The sequence below is a fragment of the Thiomicrorhabdus sp. 6S3-12 genome, assembly GCF_017571475.1.
Classification (GTDB): Bacteria; Pseudomonadota; Gammaproteobacteria; order Thiomicrospirales; family Thiomicrospiraceae; genus Thiomicrorhabdus.
Window position 1 is genome coordinate 551,780 of record NZ_JAGETW010000001.1, and the last position, 16,369, is coordinate 568,148.

A 16,369-nucleotide genomic window follows, 5' to 3' on the forward strand; every position below is an offset into this window, starting at 1 on the left:
ACAAGCCTTCCTTTTGTTGGCAAAACACGATTTTTCGCTTCCCGAGTAAACACGGAGGATGTATTCTAATTATTCTTTCACATCCCCCCAACTCAACGAGGAACTGACATTAATGCCCCCGAAACGCTCTTTCAGCAAACTTAACCACTATATCCAAAATCAAGCGGAAAATACGCTTTCTCAGAGCGTTACACTTCTCAGGCTGATCTTTATCATCTTTATGGTCATCTATCTCGCCGCCTGTCTGGTAAGCATCTCCAGTAAACTATTCGAATTCAGCGTTACTCAGGGCATTCTGGATTTTCATTCGATGAAGATTTTGCTCACCGACGCACTTTTCACCCTGATCGTACTCGCGATTGTAAAAGCCCTGTTTATACACAACAGCTTCGACTACGCTCTGACCTTTCTGGAAATCGCTTTCGTGGTAATTATTCGAAAACTGATTTTGCTGGATACCGTCCCGGAAGAGAACTGGACATTACTGATTCTCGGCGTGATCTCAACCGCGTTTTTCGTGTTGATCATTTATATCCATAACCTGAAACGCAAATGGCTGCTTGAAAAGAGCATTGAGGACAAGGGCGAATAAATTCCGTCCTTTTGGGCAAGCGATGACAAACCGCATGGCTTGCCAAAAATCTATCAACGCCGAAACAGGGAATTTCGGGCAATAAAAAAGCCCGAGTTGAAAACTTCAACTCGGGCTTAAGAATATGGTGCGAGCGGAGAGACTCGAACTCTCACACCAAAGGCACCAGAACCTAAATCTGGCGTGTCTACCAATTCCACCACGCTCGCAATTTGTGGTGGTCGCACCTGGAATCGAACCAGGGACACATGGATTTTCAATCCATTGCTCTACCAACTGAGCTATGCGACCTGAACTTGATGGCGCGTAGTATATAGAGCACCCTGACACCTGTCAAACACTTTTTAAAAAAAAGTGTTAATTTTTAAACGGACAGATTTAAGGGTCTTCTGAGACAGTTTTCTTAACTTGAGTAAAGGTAAATGCCTTATCGCATCAATCGATGCGTCTGTCGAGTTTTAGATTCAGCAAATATTTTTTTGATCTTAGTCTGCAAAACAGCAGGCTGGAAAGGTTTCACGATAAAATCTGCCGCCCCTTTTTGAAAAGCCTTATTCAAGCTATCCCTACTTGCATCCGCAGTTACCATAATGACATGCGGCGGAAATAATATTGGTAATGAGTTGATTTGATCAAGAACATCTAAACCGTCCATGCCTTCCATATTGATATCCAGCAGGACAAAATCGAAATCTTTTTCTTTAAGTAGCGCCAAGGCTTTTTCTCCACTAGTGGAAACAGAAACATTTTTCCATCCAAAATCATGGAGAATTGAAGAAAATAGTGTACAGATATTAGGCAAATCATCTACCACTAAAAATCTTAATTCAGAAATATTAAATCCGGTACTCATCGAACTTCCATGCCCAGCTATCCAGAGTAAAAAAATCACTGAAAAGCACTATAAAACAATGAGTTAAAGGCCTAAAAAACCTTTTAATTAATACGAGTATAGCAAGCTTTACATTCATTTCAACGAAATCCATTTTTATTTTACTTAAGAGGCCTATTGTGATTTGTTGCCTTATAGATTTAAGAGCAAAAAAGCTTCTCATTCCCGCCCGCCACTAAGCGGTAACAACACAGATATGAATCATTTAGTAACAGAATGTATTTACCCAAGCAAGCTTCAATATGTTTTGCCGCCATCATGCTTTAACCACAATTTCTTTGGTATCATTCAGTGACATGCAGAGCACCTTTTAACCAAAAATCTTTTGGGGTCATGAATGGCGCAAACCAATATGGAAAAGACAATTATGCCGGACAAAGACAATGTTACTTTTAACAAAGAAGTCGCATTAAGGATGATGGGAGGCTCTGAAAAATTGCTTGTATCAACATTGGAAAAATTTGTAAAAAAATATTGCCACATTTCCGATGAATTAAGCGCCCTTTTAGTTGAACAAGATGTCGCCGCTTTAACACGATTAGCCCACTCCTTAAAAGGAATGGGGGCCACTATAGGCGCTGAAAAACTTTCCTATCAGGCCGGCTCACTTGAAAAGTGGCTAACACAACATAACGAATCATGGCTAGATCAAGAGAAGTTCGACCTAGGGCTGAAGCCTCTTTTAAAAAGCCTGGCTGAAAACTATTCACTGCTGCATATCGAAATAGACGAATACCTTCGAGTTAAATGCGAAAAAAATGACGCGCCACTTAATAGAAAGATCGACAAGGAAGAAGCTCTCAAGGAGATCGCTGTTCTCAAACAGATGCTAAAGACATTTGATGCATTTACATATCAATACTGGACGGAGCGCTCCGCACAATTTCAACATTTACTTGGCGCTTCAAATTTTGAGCAATTTGACCAACTCATCGAGTGCTTTGATTTTGATATCGTTTTAGAACGATTAGAAAGTTTGAACCTATAAACCCTTGATTGCGTTTTCCTCTTTTCACCCTCTGTATTCTCTTAAATTTATGCTTCTCGATTTTTGAGTAAAACCGCTTGTTCGATATGCGCTCGAGACGCCAGATAAACCTCGGTTACTTTCTGAAGCAAAGATAAGGTTATTGGTAAATTTTCTCCGGTTGCTGCGCTTTCTAATTCCTCAAACACGGTTTGCATTTCATTTCAACAGCACCAATATTTTTCGCGGTTCTCTTTAAGGTAGCCGCCAGCTTTTGGGCGCTCTCTAACTCCCCTGTATCAACCATATTTTGTAAAAAATTAACCGTATCTCTATCGTAAAGTTTCAGAAATTTCTCCAGAACTTTGATATAGATTAAAGAGTCATTGTTGAACCGGGTTACCGCCCCTTTAACGTCAAATCCCTGCAAGATATCGACGAGTTCTTCCTGAGAGATTTGGAGTGGTTTAGCGACTTTAGAAAGGGTTGGAATGTTCTTTTCTGATGATGTTACCCAGCGTGAGAGCGTCAAATAGAGTCTTTTCGGATCAATTGGTTTAGAGACAATATCATTCATTCCTACATTCAAACATTCCGTGTTGCCGCCGTTCATCGCACTTGCCGTTAACGCAATAATAACCATTTTTGAAATGCGAGGGTCACTGCGAATTAATCTGGTGGCTTCATAACCATCCATCACTGGCATCTGTACATCCATTAATACCGCATCAAATTTGGTTTCAAGAATTTTGTCAATTGCCTCACACCCATTATCCGCAGTACTGACTATTACATTCACCTGTTCTAACAGTTCTTTTACAACATCCTGATTAATTTTATTGTCTTCGACTAACAACACATGACTACCGCGCAATACATCCTCATACAAGGTTTTATCACGGGATACACTCTGATTAACGAAGGGCTTTTTTTCTTGCATAAGACAACAACACTGATGAGTTTTTTTCATCATACCACCTGATCTAAAAACCAAAATAATTTCAGTTTTATGCCTCAAGACCTATTCATCTTTATTCTGTATTTTTAAGCATGATCCGTCTGTTTTATCGTCACAGGAAGTTACCCGCTTAATTCACGCATTAATGCCTGCGGATTTGACTTTGAATATGGCAGCGCCCACGGCAATAGGATAAGATTTGACCTAAATAATAGCTAAAACACAAAAGATATAAGAAACCCTATGGATAAACACACTAACCTGGACGCATTCATTGGCCGCACCATCCATGAATTCCGTAAAAAACAAGGTTTGACGATTGCCGAAGTTTCCGAACAATCGAATATCAGTCGCGGCATGTTGAGCAAGATTGAGAACGGACAGGTATCTCCGAGTCTGGATTCGCTTTTAAGAATCTCTCAGGCGCTGGGCATCCCGATTTCGGCACTGTTCAAAGAATTCGATACCGAGGGTGAGACCGCGCAACACGTTAAAGCAAACGAACGTCTGGAAGTCGTGCGAAGAGGAACCAAAGTGGGTCATACCTACCACCTGCTGGCCTATGATTCCGGTCCGAAGAAACTTTTTGAACCCTTCCTGATATCCTTGGATAATCAAAGCGAAATCTTTCCGACGTTCTCGCATGAAGGAAAAGTCTTTATGTTCCTGCTTGAAGGCGAACTGATCTACCGTCACGGAAAAACCAAGTACCATATGAAGCCCGGCGACTCTCTGACTTACGATGCCAAAGTCTCTCACGGCCCGGAAGAACTGATTAAAGTACCGATTAAATTCCTCAACGTTGTCATCTATGACAGCCCTGTCTCTTAATCCTCCAAAAACCGTACCTTTCTCTCTTTTCTGCGCGCACCAAAACAAATAATTTTCCCGCCATTGGTGCAATAAAAAGTTTCTTAAAAGGAACTTTTTATTCCTGAAAAATCACAAGTTATTGAAATATAAGAATTTTATTTTACTGGCAAGAAACTATCTAATGGCTAGTCGGTATACTTGTTCCATACCAATGTTTAGAGGGCAATCCATTTGCCCTCTTCTTTAATGAATTAGACATTTTTCCTCATGGAGGTCGCTTATGAAACAAATCAAAGCGATCATAAACCCTCACAGATTAACTGATGTACGTGAAGCTCTAACAACGTTAGGAATAAACGGCCTTACAGTGACGGAAGTGAAGGGATATGGTCGTCAGAGAGGGCACAAGGAGATCTATCGTGGTACCGAATACGAAGTCACATTTGTCCCTAAAATCATGCTTGAGCTGGTCGTTCTCGATGAGCAATTGGAGGAGATTATCACAACCATTTCTTCCAGTGCCCATACAGGCAAACTCGGGGACGGAAAACTCTTCGTATCCCCGGTCGAAAACGCGATCAGAATCAGGACCGGTGAGTCTGGCGAAGCCGCTTTATAACTTCACTTCTAATTTCAATTATGAGGGAACAAATTAATTGAGGTAAAACTTTATGGAAAGCAATTTTTTACAATTATCTTATGCACTGGATACCTTTTATTTCTTAGTCAGCGCCGTTCTTGTTATGTGGATGGCGGCCGGCTTTGCAATGCTCGAGGCCGGTCTGGTGCGCAGCAAAAACACCGTCGAAATTCTCACCAAAAACGCCTTGCTATACAGTGTGGCCTGTACCGTCTATCTGTTCGTCGGTTACAACGTCATGTATCCGGGCGACCCGATCAGCGCTTATCTTCCTAACCTGAGCTTCCTGCTGGGTGCGGATAATACCGTTGAAGCGGTTATTGCCGGCGGAGACGACGCGCCTTACTACTCAGGCATGTCGGACTTCATCTTCCAGGCCGTATTTGCGGCAGCAACCATGTCCATCGTATCCGGTGCTATTGCCGAACGTATGAAACTGTGGCCTTTCCTGGTCTTTGCAGTTGTCATGACGGCGATCATCTATCCTATGGAAGGTTACTGGAAATGGGGCGGCGGCTGGCTGGATCAGCTTGGCTTCCAGGATTTCGCAGGTTCCGTCGTGGTTCACATGGCCGGTGCAGCAGCCGCTTTAGCTGCCGTCATTATGGTTGGCCCGCGTATCGGTCGTTACGGTCCTAACGGTGAAGTGCGTGCGATTCCGGGTGCAAACCTGCCAATGGCGACACTGGGTATGTTTATCCTGTGGATGGGCTGGTTCGGTTTCAACGGCGGTTCAGAACTGAAAGTTGCCAACGTTGACGAAGCGAATGCGGTCGCAAAAATCTTTGTTAACACCAATGCCGCGGCGGCTGCCGGTATGATCGTTGCCGCTCTGCTCAGCAAGTTCAAATTCGGTAAAACGGATCTGACTATGGTTATTAACGGTGCTTTGGCCGGTCTGGTGGCAATTACAGCCGAACCGCTTGCTCCGTCTCCAGGCTTGGCGGTATTTGTTGGTGCTGTCGGTGGTGCGATCGTATTCTTCTCGGTCATGTTCATGGACAAAATCCGCATCGACGATCCTGTCGGAGCCATTTCGGTTCACGGTACGGTCGGTATCTGGGGGATTTTCGCAGTGCTGTTCAGTAACGGTGATGCGACTTTCACCGGTCAGCTGATCGGGACTCTGGCAACCTTTGCATGGATGTTCATCGCTTCAATTATTGTCCTGTTTATTATCGATAAGGTAATGGGACTTCGCCCTTCAACAGAAGAAGAGCTGGAAGGTATGGACATGAAAGAGTGCGGTATGGAAGCTTATCCTGAGTTTGATCACAAACAATAAGGTTAAACGCCTCTAACCCACAACAAAAAGCCGCATATGCGGCTTTTTGTTTTTAAATGCTTTAATCTTGTATAAATGTATTTCGCTTTCACCAAGGATAAATCATGAACATCACCATTCAACACGCACAGCGGCAAAACATTGCGCAAATGACCGAACTGCTGCGAATCCTCTTCGCTATCGAAACGGATTTCGAGTTTGCTCCGGAGAAACACCGTTCCGCACTGCAGAAAATTGTCGAACAGCCGGACTGCGGCGCACTGGTCGCACTGGACGGCGGTGAATTGATCGGAATGTGCACGGCACAGTGGGTCTACTCGACAGCGACAGGACAGAAATCCGCATGGATTGAAGACGTTGTAGTTCACCCTGAATATCAGGGCAAAGGGGTCGGGACACAGTTAATGAAGGCACTGAAAGAATGGTGCCGGGAAAATGGCTGCAATCGAATGCAACTGGTTTACGATCTGGATAACCATCCGGCAATCGATTTTTATCGAAACCAGGGATTTGCGAACACTCGACTCGGGGTTTTTACCAAACCGATTTGAAATAGGCCGAAGCCAAGGTGGTCAATCGCCCACACCATGATTCGGCGATCATTCCTCTCCGGCCGTAAAAACTCAGGCAGAAGCGGTTAAATACTCCAAAAGATCGAACAATACCGGTCTGACGGCGAGCATTTTGCGATCGGCGTCATCCAACATTTCCGACGGACTCTGCACATAATCCCCTTCGACCATCTGCCCGCCTATTTCATCCACCCATTGCTGAATTTCTTGAGCCCGAACTTCCGGATGGCACTGCAAGCCGATTATGCGCCTGCCGATCTGAAAGCCCTGATTCTCACAAACCCGGCTGCGCAGCAAACGCACCGCCCCTGGCGGCAGTTCAAACGTCTCGCCATGCCAGTTGAAAATCTCCATGCTTGGCGGAAATTGAAAAACGTCTGCGGAATTCGAAGTTCGTTCAACCTGATGCCAGCCGATTTCCGTTTCAGGATTCAGGGTGACACTGGAACCCAGAGCGGTGGCGATCAACTGCCCGCCGAGGCAGATTCCCAGCAACGGGATATCCGCCGCAACCACTTCGCGGATATACGCCTTCTCGCTGACCAGCCAAGGGTATTTATCCTCTTCATTAACACTCATGGGGCCGCCGAGCACGATTACCAGATCGGTCTCGTCCAACGCAGGATAAACGGCACCCTGCTGATAAAGCAGCACTTCATGAATTACCGCCGAGCGTTGCTCAAGCCATAGGCGGATCTGCCCCAGTCTTTCAAAAGGCGCATGGATTAACACCGCAACATTCATCAATTTAAACCTCCAAAGCAAAAAAGCCATGTGTCTTAGCGATCAACATGGCAAAACGAAGTGAGTGAGTCAACAAAAATAATATTAAGTAGAAAAATACGGGCTCTGCTGATGCCTTTCACAGGCAAGCAGCGTATTTTCCAACAGCGTTGCAATGGTCATAGGGCCGACGCCACCGGGAACCGGCGTGACGTAATCGGCGATATCGATCGCGCCCTTATCGACATCCCCGGTCAGAGTGCCGTCTTGCAGACGGTTGATACCGACATCAAGCACGATGCAGCCCGGCTTGAGCCATTCCGCCGGAATGAAATTCGGCTTTCCGACCGCCACGACAAGAATATCCGCCATCGAAACATGCGTTTGCAGATCGTCGGTGAAACGGTGACAGACTGTGGTGGTCGCCCCCGCCAAAAGCAGTTCCAGCGACATAGGTCGACCGACAATATTCGACGCCCCGACAATTACGGCATGCTTGCCCTTGGCCGATAAACCGTAATGCTTTAACAGCGTCATACAGCCGTATGGTGTACAAGGGCGCAAAGTCGGCATCCGTACCGTCAAACGCCCGACATTGTAGGGATGAAAACCGTCAACATCCTTATCCGGATGAATCGCTTCAATCACCGTTTCGGCTTCGATATGCGCCGGTAGAGGCAGTTGCACCAGAATTCCGTCAATCGAACGGTCTTCGTTCAACTCTTTGATCAAGGCCAGCAGCTCTCCCTGCGTCGTGGTTTCCGCCCAGTGCCAAGACTTGGAAACGAACCCGACTTCCTCGCAGGCGCGCTTCTTGTTATTGACGTACACCGAAGACGCCGGGTCGTCGCCGATCAGAATCACCGCCAGACCCGGTGCACGAAGTCCTTGCGACAAACGCTCGTCCACCTGGGTTTTGATTTTCTGCCGGACGGCCTTAGAGACCGCCTTGCCATCAATGATTTGCGCACTCATGCCGGCTTAGAACTCCTTGCCCGGAATCCAGTTGGTTCCGGCCAGAGGAACGCCGGCCATTGCCGCCGCTTCCACATTCAAAGCAACCAGATCTTCCGGCTCCAGATTATGCAGATGCGATTTCCCGCAGGCACGCGCCAGCGTTTGCGCTTCCAGCGTCAGTACATTCAGGTAATTCGCCAGACGACGACCGGCATCGACCGGATCCAAGCGCGATGCCAGCTCCTGATCCTGAGTAGAAATCCCTGCCGGACACTTACCTTCATGGTAATCGTCATAGAACCCGGCGGCCGAACCGATCTTCTGATACTCTTCATCCCATTTCGGATGGTTACAGCCCAATGCCACCAATGCCGCCGTTCCGATCGCCACCGCATCGGCACCCAGCGCCATACATTTAGCGACATCAGCTCCGCTGCGGATACCGCCGGAAACAATCAGCTGAACCTTGCGGTGCATGCCCATTTCCTGCAACGCACGAACCGCCTGCGGAATCGCCGCCATGGTCGGAATCCCGACGTGTTCGATAAAGACGTCCTGTGTCGCCGCCGTACCGCCCTGCATACCGTCTACGACGATGACATCGGCACCGGCTTTCACCGCCAGTTTGACATCGTAATAGGTTCGCGTCGCACCGACCTTGATATAGATCGGCACTTGCCAATCGGTAATCTCGCGCAGTTCCTGAATTTTGATCGCCAGATCATCCGGGCCGGTCCAGTCGGGGTGACGGCAGGCACTACGCTGGTCGATTCCCTTCGGCAGGGTTCGCATCTGCGCCACACGGTCGGTGATTTTCTGTCCCAGCAGCATTCCTCCGCCGCCCGGTTTGGCACCTTGCCCCAACACCACTTCGATGGCATCGGCTTTACGCAGATCGTCCGGGTTCATGCCGTAACGCGAAGGCAGATACTGGTAGACCAGCGTTTTCGAGTTCTGACGCTCTTCCGGCGTCATTCCGCCGTCACCGGTGGTGGTTGAGGTGCCGGCAATATTGGCGCCGCGCCCCAAAGCTTCTTTGGCATTGGCCGAAAGCGCACCGAAACTCATCCCGGCGATCGTGACCACCGTATCCAGCTTGATCGGTTTTTTCGCGAAACGGGTTCCCAGCGTCACGTCCGTCCCGCATTTTTCGCGATACCCTTCCAGAGGGTAACGGGACATACTCGCGCCCAAGAAAAGCAGATCGTCGAAATGCGGCACTTTACGTTTGGCCCCGAAACCGCGGATATCATAAATCCCGGTATCCGCTGCACGTTGAATTTCATGAATCACATCGCGACTAAATGTAGCCGACTCGATTAATCCTGGTTTTTCCATTGTCATAACAGACTCCTTAATTCTTGATCGGCTAAATTTAGTAAGCGGACGTATTGTCGACTTTAAAGTTGTACAGCTGTCTTCCGGAGCCGTAGCGGGTAAAGTCTTCAGGGTTATCGTCACAGCCTGCTTCTTTGAGCAAAGCGGACAACTCCTCAAGGTGCTCCGCGCGCATCTCCTTCTCGATACAGTCTGCGCCAAGAGATTCCACCTTGCCTTTGACGTACAGATGAGCTTCATACAGAGAGTCTCCCAAAGCTTCACCGGCATCACCGCAAACGACCAGACAGCCGGATTGCCCCATAAACGCACTCATGTGACCGACCGACCCTTTAACGACGATATTGACGCCTTTCATCGAAATACCGCAGCGCGCCGCGGCATCGCCATCCACAACCAGCAATCCGCCGTGCGCCGTTGCCGCCGCCGACTGACTGGCATTTCCTTTGACATGCACCTTGCCGGACATCATGTTTTCGGCCACCCCTTGACCGGCGTTGCCGTTGACAATGATTTCCGCCTCTTTATTCATTCCGGCGCAGTAATAACCGGCATGTCCGTTCAGGGTGATCTTGACCGGATGATCCATTCCTACCGCAAGGTTGTGGTCGCCGCTGATGCCGTTAATCTCGACTTCCGCCTGCTTATCCTTAGGTAAATCGTGCAAAGCCTGATTCACCTCACGGACCGTTTGTGTTTTTAAATCAAATTTCATGGCAAATCCTTTCTATTTCGCTGCTCTGTCTTTCACAATTAACCTTTACCCCAGAAATAAACTTTTCCCGGATCCGGTTCCCACAACTTGGCATTTTCAATGCCCGGCAGGGTTGACAGAGCGTGGTATTCGGAGGCCATGGCGACATAGTCTTCGGTCTCCGCCATAACCGCCGGCTTACAGGCGATCGGATCGCGCACGACCGCAAAGCCATCTTTGGTTCCCACCGTAAAAGTAAAGAAGCCGTCAAGATCTTCAATCGCGCCTTCCAAAGCTTCCTGAACGCTGGCTCCCTGACGCAGACGCCAGGTCAGGTAACCGGCCGCCACTTCGGAATCGTTTTCCGTCTCGAACTGAATCCCTTCTTTCTGAAGTTCTTCACGCAAACGGTTATGATTGGAAAGCGAACCGTTATGCACCAGACACAGATCCATTCCGGTCGAGAATGGGTGCGATCCTTCCATAGTGACGCCGCTTTCAGTCGCCATACGGGTGTGACCGACAATATGTGAACCTTTCATTCCGGACAGCGTAAAACGCTCGGCAATCTGTTCGGGCAAACCGACCTCTTTAAGGATTTCGATGGATCGCCCGACGCTCATAATGCGAATGCTCGGATCAAACTCCGCGATGGTTGCGCGAACCGGAGTCTCGTCCGCTTTAAGTTTAAGCACTGCCGCATTGGCGTTATGCATGACCGAAACATCCGTCTTGAACGCTTCTTCCAGCTTCTCGGCCAGAATATGCCAAGGGTAATGCTCATCTTCATGCTGAAGCGTCAGCTTGATCATGTCCTCGGAAACTTCATCGCCGTAGATAGCAAAGCCGGCACTGTCCGGACCGCGTCCGGTCATAGCGATCAGCATCGGTTCGAAAAGTTTCCCGAGCTGACTCTCCAGTGCGCTATTTTTTAAATACAACCCTACAATTCCACACATGAGCCTTCTCCTTTAAAAATACTCTGCATATCGGTTTAACTCCCAATCAGACACGTGACGCTGGTACTCGACCCACTCCATGCGTTTGATATCGATAAACTCTTTCAAAAAATTACTGCCAAACTGCTCTTCAAACAGCGGATCTTTTTCCAATTCGTCCAGTGCTTCCGACAGTGACTGCGGCAAGGTATCGATGCCTCGCGCCTTGATCTCTTCAAGCGACAGACCGTAATGGTTAATATTGTGCGGCTCGCCCGGATCCAGTTTGTTGGCCACGCCGTCCAGACCGGCGGCAATAATCGCAGCGGTCACCAGATAAGGGTTCGAGCCGGTATCCGGCAGACGGAACTCCAAACGCCCGTAAGGAATACGGATCATCGCCGAACGGTTGTTATCCCCGTAGCTGATAAACGCCGGCGCCCAGGTGGCTCCGGACAGAGAGCGTCCGACCACCAGACGCTTGTACGAATTCACGGTCGGCGCAGCAAAGGCGCACAAGGCTTTGGCGTGATGCATCAGGCCGCCGAGGAAGTGATAGGCCAACTCCGACAATCCCAGATTGTTGCTGTCGGATTCATCTTTGAACAGGTTATTTCCGGCATCGTCGGTAATCGACAAATGGAAGTGAAAACCGTTGCCGGTACGATTAGCGTTCGGCTTCGGCATAAACGAACAGATCATGCCCATCTCGTTGGCAATCTCGCTTCCGGCCATGCGCACAAAGGTAATGCGGTCCGCCGAGGTCTTGGCATCCGAATAGGTATAGTTGATTTCAAACTGTCCGTTGGCATCTTCATGGTCGATCTGATAGACATCAAAGCCGACCTGCTGCAAAGAATCGACAAACTTTTCCAGAAACGCTCTCGAGCGCGACAGGCCCTTATAGTCGTAACACGGCTTGTCCAGAGTATCGCTCTTATCATGCGGAACCAGATGACCTTTTTCATCGCGACGCAGCAGACTGAATTCCGGCTCAATTCCGGTATTAAGCGTCCAGCCTTTCTCGGATAAGCGCTCGATCTGTTTCAGCATAATATGACGGGTGTCGTATTCATAAGGCGCCTCATTGACATAGCCGGTACAAGCGACGCGGGCATAACCGGGTTGCCAGGGAATAATGCTTAAGGTACTCAAATCGGCTTTGGCCATATAATCCGCATCATGCGGTTCCATCCCCATGCCCCAGACGGCAAATCCGGCAAATCCGGCACCGTCTTCAACAATGGATTCCAGACAGCTTGCAGGTACCGATTTGGTCTTTGCGACCCCGTGAATATCAACAAACTGCGCCAGAATGAATTTGATCTGGTTCTCTTCGAGAAATTTCTTAGCTTCTTCAATCGTCATTTTCGAGCTCCGTTTTTAGAAAAGGCGACTTTTCTATTTGCTTAATTAAAGTTTCCTGAAAGTAGTGCCCATAGGTTGGGTCACATCCTAAAATGAGCGGTTTATCGGATTCTGGAATCAGTAACCAGGCCGATATACCGGCAATCGATACCATCAGGAAATCCCCCGGCCGACATTGACGAAAGTCGTAAATACAGACTTCAGACAGCAACGCTTTCCAGTTTCCCGACAATTCAAACGCAGCATCTCCTCTTGGAAATGCATATTGATTTTTTTCCTCCGCGAGCTCTACGGAAGGTTCTACACTGAGATACAGTTCGTCAGTGCCCAGCTTGGCGACAAATTGCCCCTCGCCCAGCGATTGATACTGGAAAATCTCCAGCGATTCCGCGCCGAACGATGCCAGAATTTCATTCAGACCTTCTCCGCGAAGATGCAGTAAATTCGCCAGGCTCTTCAGCGCCAGTTGTACAGTTGGATTTGTCATGCCGCCTCTCCTTCATTCGATTCATCCGGCTTCTGCAGCAATCCCTGCGGATCGTAAAACGGGGTCTTGATGACCTTGGCATCGACAAAACGACCGTCGGTCAATTTGATTTTCAACACCTGATTCTCTTCCGAAAAAGCCGTCTCGACCATTGCCAGACCGATCACCTTGTTCAAGGTTGCACTGCGGCCGATACTGGTGACTCGACCGATCATTGCGCCGTTTTCAATCAGCAGATTCGATTCGAGCGGCATATCCTTATGCGCCTTCGAGAGCAGTTCGAAACCGACCAGAGTCCGGTTCTGCAATGTTTTCAGCTTCATCAGGCTCGGCTTGCCGAGGAAATACGGTTTTTTGAGATGTACCGACCACGGCATATTCGCTTCGAACGGGTTGGTCAGACCGTCGGTATCCTGGCCGACGATAATGTGCCCCTTCTCCAGACGCAGCAGACGCTGTGCTTCCACGCCGAACGGCTTGATACCGTATTCGCTGCCGACCTCCATGATCGACGCCCAGATTTTCAGAGCCGACTGCGAATCGGTATGAATCTCATAACCCAGTTCGCCGACAAACCCGACGCGGATCAAGGTCGCCTCAACACCGCACACCTGCGCACGGCGCATCGCCAGATACGGAAAAGCGTCGTTTGACAAATCCAGATCCGTCAGCTGAGCCAGAATTTTGCGACTGTTCGGCCCGGCAAGGTTCATGGCGCCGATTTGCCCGGTACGATTAAGCACGGTCACTTTCAAGCCCCATTCGATAACCTTCTTCTGAATCAGGCGATAGGCCGAATCGGAAGTGGACGTCGTGGTAGTGACATAGAAATGCTCTTCGGAATAGCGCACGGCGACACCGTCGTCGATCACGACACCGGTCTCGTCGACCATCAGCGCATAGCGGCTGGCGCCGACATTCATATTCGACATACGCATGGTGTACAGCCGATCCATCAACTCACCGGCATCGCGCCCGAATACTTCAAGCTTGCCGAGCGTGGACACATCGATCAGCCCGACGGAATTTCTTACTGCCGACACCTCTTCGGCAATCGAAGCCTCCCGTGTCTCGGCCGTCGGATAATATTCCGGTCGCAACCAGCTTCCCGCTTCCATGAAGCAGGCATTGCGCTGCTGATGAAAAGAGTGCAGCGGCGTCAAACGCTCCGGACGGAAACGCATTCCCGCCAGATGCGAAACCGGCGTCGGGTGAAACATCGGTCTGGCCGTGGTCGAGCCGGTCTGATCAATGGTTTTGCCGGTCAGTTTCGCCAGAATGCGGATACCGTTCATATTGCTGTGTTTGCCCTGACTCGGCCCCATGCCGATGGTCGAGAAGCGTTTCATCAGTTCGATATTGTCAAACCCCTGAGCGATGGCGCCTTTCAGATCTTTGATCTGAATATCCTCATCGAAGTCGACAAACTCTTTGCCTTTCGGATGCGGCCAGATCGGATAAGGATCGGAATGCGCGGACTTGGCGGTATAATCGACAGGAGCCAGCGCCTCCTTGCCCAACACTGTCTGCGCCGCCGCCGTTCCGGCCTGCTCACCGTCTTTGATGCGGTCCTCAATCTCGAATACGCCGTTAATGCGTCCGCAGGCAAAAACGCCCTCGGGCAATTCAACCGGGAGCAGCTGCTCAAGCGTATAGTTGTAGCCGAACTTGGCTCCCGCCTGATAAAGCGGCGCTCCGGCAGGCGCCCAACCGACGCTCATCAGCAAGCCGTCACACGACAGATGATGCTGTAAACGACCGACCTCGAAAGTAACGCCCTGCAGCTGTTTGCGCCCTGTCGCTTCGACAAGCACGGCATTCTCGAATACCGGAATCCCTGCACTCTTGGCTTGAACAACCGATTCGCCAGCGGTTTTTCCGGTATCCAGAATCGCTTTCACAACCAGACCGTTTTTATGCAGATCCAGTGCGGCACGATACCCCTCCGGGTTGGCCGTCAGAATGACTGCCTCTTTACAGGGCGCCACCGCATAACGCGCCATTAAGCGCTGTGCTGCCGAGGCGTTCATCACCCCCGGCAGGTCGTTATTGCGAAACACCGCCGGCTGTTCGAACACGCCGCTGGCGACGACAACCGCTTGTGCCGACAACTTAATCAGCCCGTCCGGCGTGTTGATCCCCAACCAATGATCGCCGTAATAGCCGGCCACATAGGACGAGGTAATGACCTGAATGTTCGGCATGGACTCAACGGTTTCTTTCAAATACTTACGGTTGAGTTGCTGGCTATCCTCATTCACATACTGATAATCGAGTGAACCGCCGATATACGGATTTTCGTCGATCAGACAGACATCCACGCCCTGTTTGGCTGCCGCGATCGCCGCCGCCATTCCCGAAGGACCGGCTCCGATCACCACAACATCGCAATGCAGGTAGCGTTTTGGTTTACGCTCTTCGCTCCAATCGGTATTCACCTTGCCCAGACCGGCCATCTCCCGAATCAGTCGCTCCCACTTCGGGAACAGAAACTTCGGCGAATAAAACGCACGGTAATAAAATCCGACCGGCAGGAATTTACCGATCCACTCGACCAGCGCACCTTTGTCACTTGCCAGAGAGCCGAATGTATTGACCGCGGTCAGCGACATGCCGTCTTCGGCCTGCACGACATCGGCACGGACATTCGGACGATCCTCAGCCTGCAATAGCGCATTGATGTCGTGGTTCGCAAAACTTAACAGTCCTCGGCGACGGTGATATTTAAAGCTGCGACCGACGACCTTGCGCCCTTGAGCCCAAAGTGCACTGCTGATGACATCTCCCTTAAAGCCGGAAACCGTTTGCCCTTCAAACGTGAATGAAACACTGGATTTACGGTCGATCCACTCCAATGGCTGCGGTGCAAGTCTAAGCTTCATTTTCGATCCCTCTATTGGCAAATTCGACCTGGGTAATACGGTCGGTCAAAGTGTTACGCTCAAACAAAAACCAGATGCCCGTAGGACGGTGGTACCACCACTCTTTCAAGGTTTGCGGCGCGCCATTGCGGTAAAAAACATAGTCCGTCCACGCCTTTTCCGAAACGCTTTCCTGATCCGGCTCTTTTTCCAGTCGGCCACCGTAAGTGAACTCGCTCAGCGCCCGGCGCCCCAAACTCGGACAAGTAACAAATTTCATAACT

At 49.5% G+C, this 16,369-nt stretch carries 17 protein-coding genes and 2 tRNA genes; 6 read left to right on the plus strand and 13 right to left on the minus strand.

The genetic code is table 11. The annotated features are described in order from the left end of the window. Positions 1 to 112: 112 nt before the first annotated feature. Entirely contained in the window at positions 113 to 592 is a 480-nt protein-coding gene (locus tag J3999_RS02535; RefSeq protein WP_208126400.1) for a hypothetical protein, read from the plus strand. 125 nt (positions 593 to 717) lie between these two features. Here the strand turns inward: J3999_RS02535 and J3999_RS02540 are convergent. The 3 genes from J3999_RS02540 to J3999_RS02550 form a co-directional block, all read right to left on the minus strand. Beyond that, positions 718 to 801 (minus strand) — tRNA-Leu (locus J3999_RS02540). Positions 802 to 807: 6 nt separating this feature from the next. Continuing rightward, positions 808 to 883, minus strand: a tRNA-Phe gene (locus J3999_RS02545). A 136-nt stretch (positions 884 to 1,019) separates the two neighbouring features. After that, positions 1,020 to 1,445, minus strand: a complete 426-nt coding sequence (locus J3999_RS02550) for a two-component system response regulator (protein WP_208126401.1) — start codon at positions 1,443 to 1,445, stop codon at positions 1,020 to 1,022. Between the two features lie 376 nt (positions 1,446 to 1,821). Here J3999_RS02550 and J3999_RS02555 point away from each other — a divergent pair, with 376 nt between their 5' ends. Continuing rightward, positions 1,822 to 2,472, plus strand: coding sequence for an Hpt domain-containing protein (locus J3999_RS02555; protein ID WP_208126402.1), 651 nt, complete (start codon positions 1,822 to 1,824; stop codon positions 2,470 to 2,472). Positions 2,473 to 2,644: 172 nt separating this feature from the next. On the opposite strand, the gene J3999_RS02560 is transcribed toward J3999_RS02555, so the two are convergent. Beyond that, a complete protein-coding gene (locus J3999_RS02560) occupies positions 2,645 to 3,421 on the minus strand; it encodes a response regulator (protein ID WP_208126403.1) in 777 nt (258 codons plus the stop codon). Between the two features lie 231 nt (positions 3,422 to 3,652). Here J3999_RS02560 and J3999_RS02565 point away from each other — a divergent pair, with 231 nt between their 5' ends. The 4 genes from J3999_RS02565 to J3999_RS02580 all read left to right on the plus strand — a co-directional run bounded on the left by J3999_RS02565 (position 3,653) and on the right by J3999_RS02580 (position 6,698). Continuing rightward, positions 3,653 to 4,240 carry a helix-turn-helix domain-containing protein gene (locus J3999_RS02565; protein WP_208126404.1) on the plus strand — a complete coding sequence of 196 codons (588 nt, stop codon included), beginning with the start codon at positions 3,653 to 3,655 and terminating at the stop codon, positions 4,238 to 4,240. Between the two features lie 262 nt (positions 4,241 to 4,502). Beyond that, positions 4,503 to 4,841, plus strand: a complete 339-nt coding sequence (locus J3999_RS02570; protein WP_173286672.1) for a P-II family nitrogen regulator — start codon at positions 4,503 to 4,505, stop codon at positions 4,839 to 4,841. A 52-nt stretch (positions 4,842 to 4,893) separates the two neighbouring features. Further along, positions 4,894 to 6,147, plus strand: coding sequence for an ammonium transporter (locus tag J3999_RS02575; RefSeq protein WP_173286674.1), 1,254 nt, complete (start codon positions 4,894 to 4,896; stop codon positions 6,145 to 6,147). A 104-nt stretch (positions 6,148 to 6,251) separates the two neighbouring features. Then, entirely contained in the window at positions 6,252 to 6,698 is a 447-nt protein-coding gene (locus J3999_RS02580) for a GNAT family N-acetyltransferase (protein ID WP_208126405.1), read from the plus strand. A 72-nt stretch (positions 6,699 to 6,770) separates the two neighbouring features. On the opposite strand, the gene J3999_RS02585 is transcribed toward J3999_RS02580, so the two are convergent. From J3999_RS02585 to J3999_RS02625, 9 genes are all read right to left on the minus strand, one after another. Next, positions 6,771 to 7,463 (minus strand): type 1 glutamine amidotransferase, encoded by a 693-nt coding sequence (locus tag J3999_RS02585; protein ID WP_208126406.1) that lies wholly within the window; start codon positions 7,461 to 7,463, stop codon positions 6,771 to 6,773. Between the two features lie 84 nt (positions 7,464 to 7,547). Then, a complete protein-coding gene (gene folD / locus J3999_RS02590; protein ID WP_208126407.1) occupies positions 7,548 to 8,417 on the minus strand; it encodes a bifunctional methylenetetrahydrofolate dehydrogenase/methenyltetrahydrofolate cyclohydrolase FolD in 870 nt (289 codons plus the stop codon). Positions 8,418 to 8,423: 6 nt separating this feature from the next. Then, positions 8,424 to 9,743, minus strand: a complete 1,320-nt coding sequence (locus J3999_RS02595; protein ID WP_208126408.1) for an FMN-binding glutamate synthase family protein — start codon at positions 9,741 to 9,743, stop codon at positions 8,424 to 8,426. A gap of 31 nt (positions 9,744 to 9,774) precedes the next feature. Beyond that, on the minus strand, positions 9,775 to 10,452 hold the full coding sequence (locus J3999_RS02600) for a protein glxC (RefSeq protein ID WP_208126409.1): 678 nt from the start codon (positions 10,450 to 10,452) through the stop codon (positions 9,775 to 9,777). Between the two features lie 38 nt (positions 10,453 to 10,490). Beyond that, positions 10,491 to 11,390, minus strand: a complete 900-nt coding sequence (locus tag J3999_RS02605; protein WP_208126410.1) for a glutamine amidotransferase family protein — start codon at positions 11,388 to 11,390, stop codon at positions 10,491 to 10,493. A 12-nt stretch (positions 11,391 to 11,402) separates the two neighbouring features. Beyond that, entirely contained in the window at positions 11,403 to 12,737 is a 1,335-nt protein-coding gene (gene glnT / locus J3999_RS02610) for a type III glutamate--ammonia ligase (protein ID WP_208126411.1), read from the minus strand. Beyond that, complete coding sequence (locus tag J3999_RS02615) at positions 12,727 to 13,224, minus strand: hypothetical protein (protein WP_208126412.1); 498 nt, start codon at positions 13,222 to 13,224, stop codon at positions 12,727 to 12,729. Before J3999_RS02615 ends, glnT begins: the two co-directional genes overlap by 11 nt. Then, on the minus strand, positions 13,221 to 16,106 hold the full coding sequence (locus J3999_RS02620) for a 2Fe-2S iron-sulfur cluster-binding protein (RefSeq protein ID WP_208126413.1): 2,886 nt from the start codon (positions 16,104 to 16,106) through the stop codon (positions 13,221 to 13,223). Before J3999_RS02620 ends, J3999_RS02615 begins: the two co-directional genes overlap by 4 nt. After that, a complete protein-coding gene (locus J3999_RS02625; RefSeq protein WP_208126414.1) occupies positions 16,096 to 16,365 on the minus strand; it encodes a sarcosine oxidase subunit delta in 270 nt (89 codons plus the stop codon). The genes J3999_RS02620 and J3999_RS02625 overlap by 11 nt, the downstream gene beginning before the upstream one ends. Positions 16,366 to 16,369 lie beyond the last annotated feature (4 nt).

Excerpts from the sequence above, each read along its gene's own strand:
- J3999_RS02580 (WP_208126405.1), top strand. The coding sequence starts at position 6,252 with ATGAACATCACCATTCAACACGCACAGCGGCAAAACATTGCGCAAATG.
- folD (WP_208126407.1), bottom strand. The coding sequence starts at position 8,417 with ATGAGTGCGCAAATCATTGATGGCAAGGCGGTCTCTAAGGCCGTCCGG.
- J3999_RS02600 (WP_208126409.1), bottom strand. The coding sequence starts at position 10,452 with ATGAAATTTGATTTAAAAACACAAACGGTCCGTGAGGTGAATCAGGCT.
- J3999_RS02605 (WP_208126410.1), bottom strand. The coding sequence starts at position 11,390 with ATGTGTGGAATTGTAGGGTTGTATTTAAAAAATAGCGCACTGGAGAGT.
- J3999_RS02615 (WP_208126412.1), bottom strand. The coding sequence starts at position 13,224 with ATGACAAATCCAACTGTACAACTGGCGCTGAAGAGCCTGGCGAATTTA.
- J3999_RS02560 (WP_208126403.1), bottom strand. The coding sequence starts at position 3,421 with ATGAAAAAAACTCATCAGTGTTGTTGTCTTATGCAAGAAAAAAAGCCC.
- J3999_RS02625 (WP_208126414.1), bottom strand. The coding sequence starts at position 16,365 with ATGAAATTTGTTACTTGTCCGAGTTTGGGGCGCCGGGCGCTGAGCGAG.
- J3999_RS02575 (WP_173286674.1), top strand. The coding sequence starts at position 4,894 with ATGGAAAGCAATTTTTTACAATTATCTTATGCACTGGATACCTTTTAT.
- J3999_RS02585 (WP_208126406.1), bottom strand. The coding sequence starts at position 7,463 with ATGAATGTTGCGGTGTTAATCCATGCGCCTTTTGAAAGACTGGGGCAG.
- J3999_RS02570 (WP_173286672.1), top strand. The coding sequence starts at position 4,503 with ATGAAACAAATCAAAGCGATCATAAACCCTCACAGATTAACTGATGTA.
- J3999_RS02555 (WP_208126402.1), top strand. The coding sequence starts at position 1,822 with ATGGCGCAAACCAATATGGAAAAGACAATTATGCCGGACAAAGACAAT.
- J3999_RS02550 (WP_208126401.1), bottom strand. The coding sequence starts at position 1,445 with ATGAGTACCGGATTTAATATTTCTGAATTAAGATTTTTAGTGGTAGAT.
- glnT (WP_208126411.1), bottom strand. The coding sequence starts at position 12,737 with ATGACGATTGAAGAAGCTAAGAAATTTCTCGAAGAGAACCAGATCAAA.
- J3999_RS02565 (WP_208126404.1), top strand. The coding sequence starts at position 3,653 with ATGGATAAACACACTAACCTGGACGCATTCATTGGCCGCACCATCCAT.
- J3999_RS02620 (WP_208126413.1), bottom strand. The coding sequence starts at position 16,106 with ATGAAGCTTAGACTTGCACCGCAGCCATTGGAGTGGATCGACCGTAAA.
- J3999_RS02595 (WP_208126408.1), bottom strand. The coding sequence starts at position 9,743 with ATGACAATGGAAAAACCAGGATTAATCGAGTCGGCTACATTTAGTCGC.
- J3999_RS02535 (WP_208126400.1), top strand. The coding sequence starts at position 113 with ATGCCCCCGAAACGCTCTTTCAGCAAACTTAACCACTATATCCAAAAT.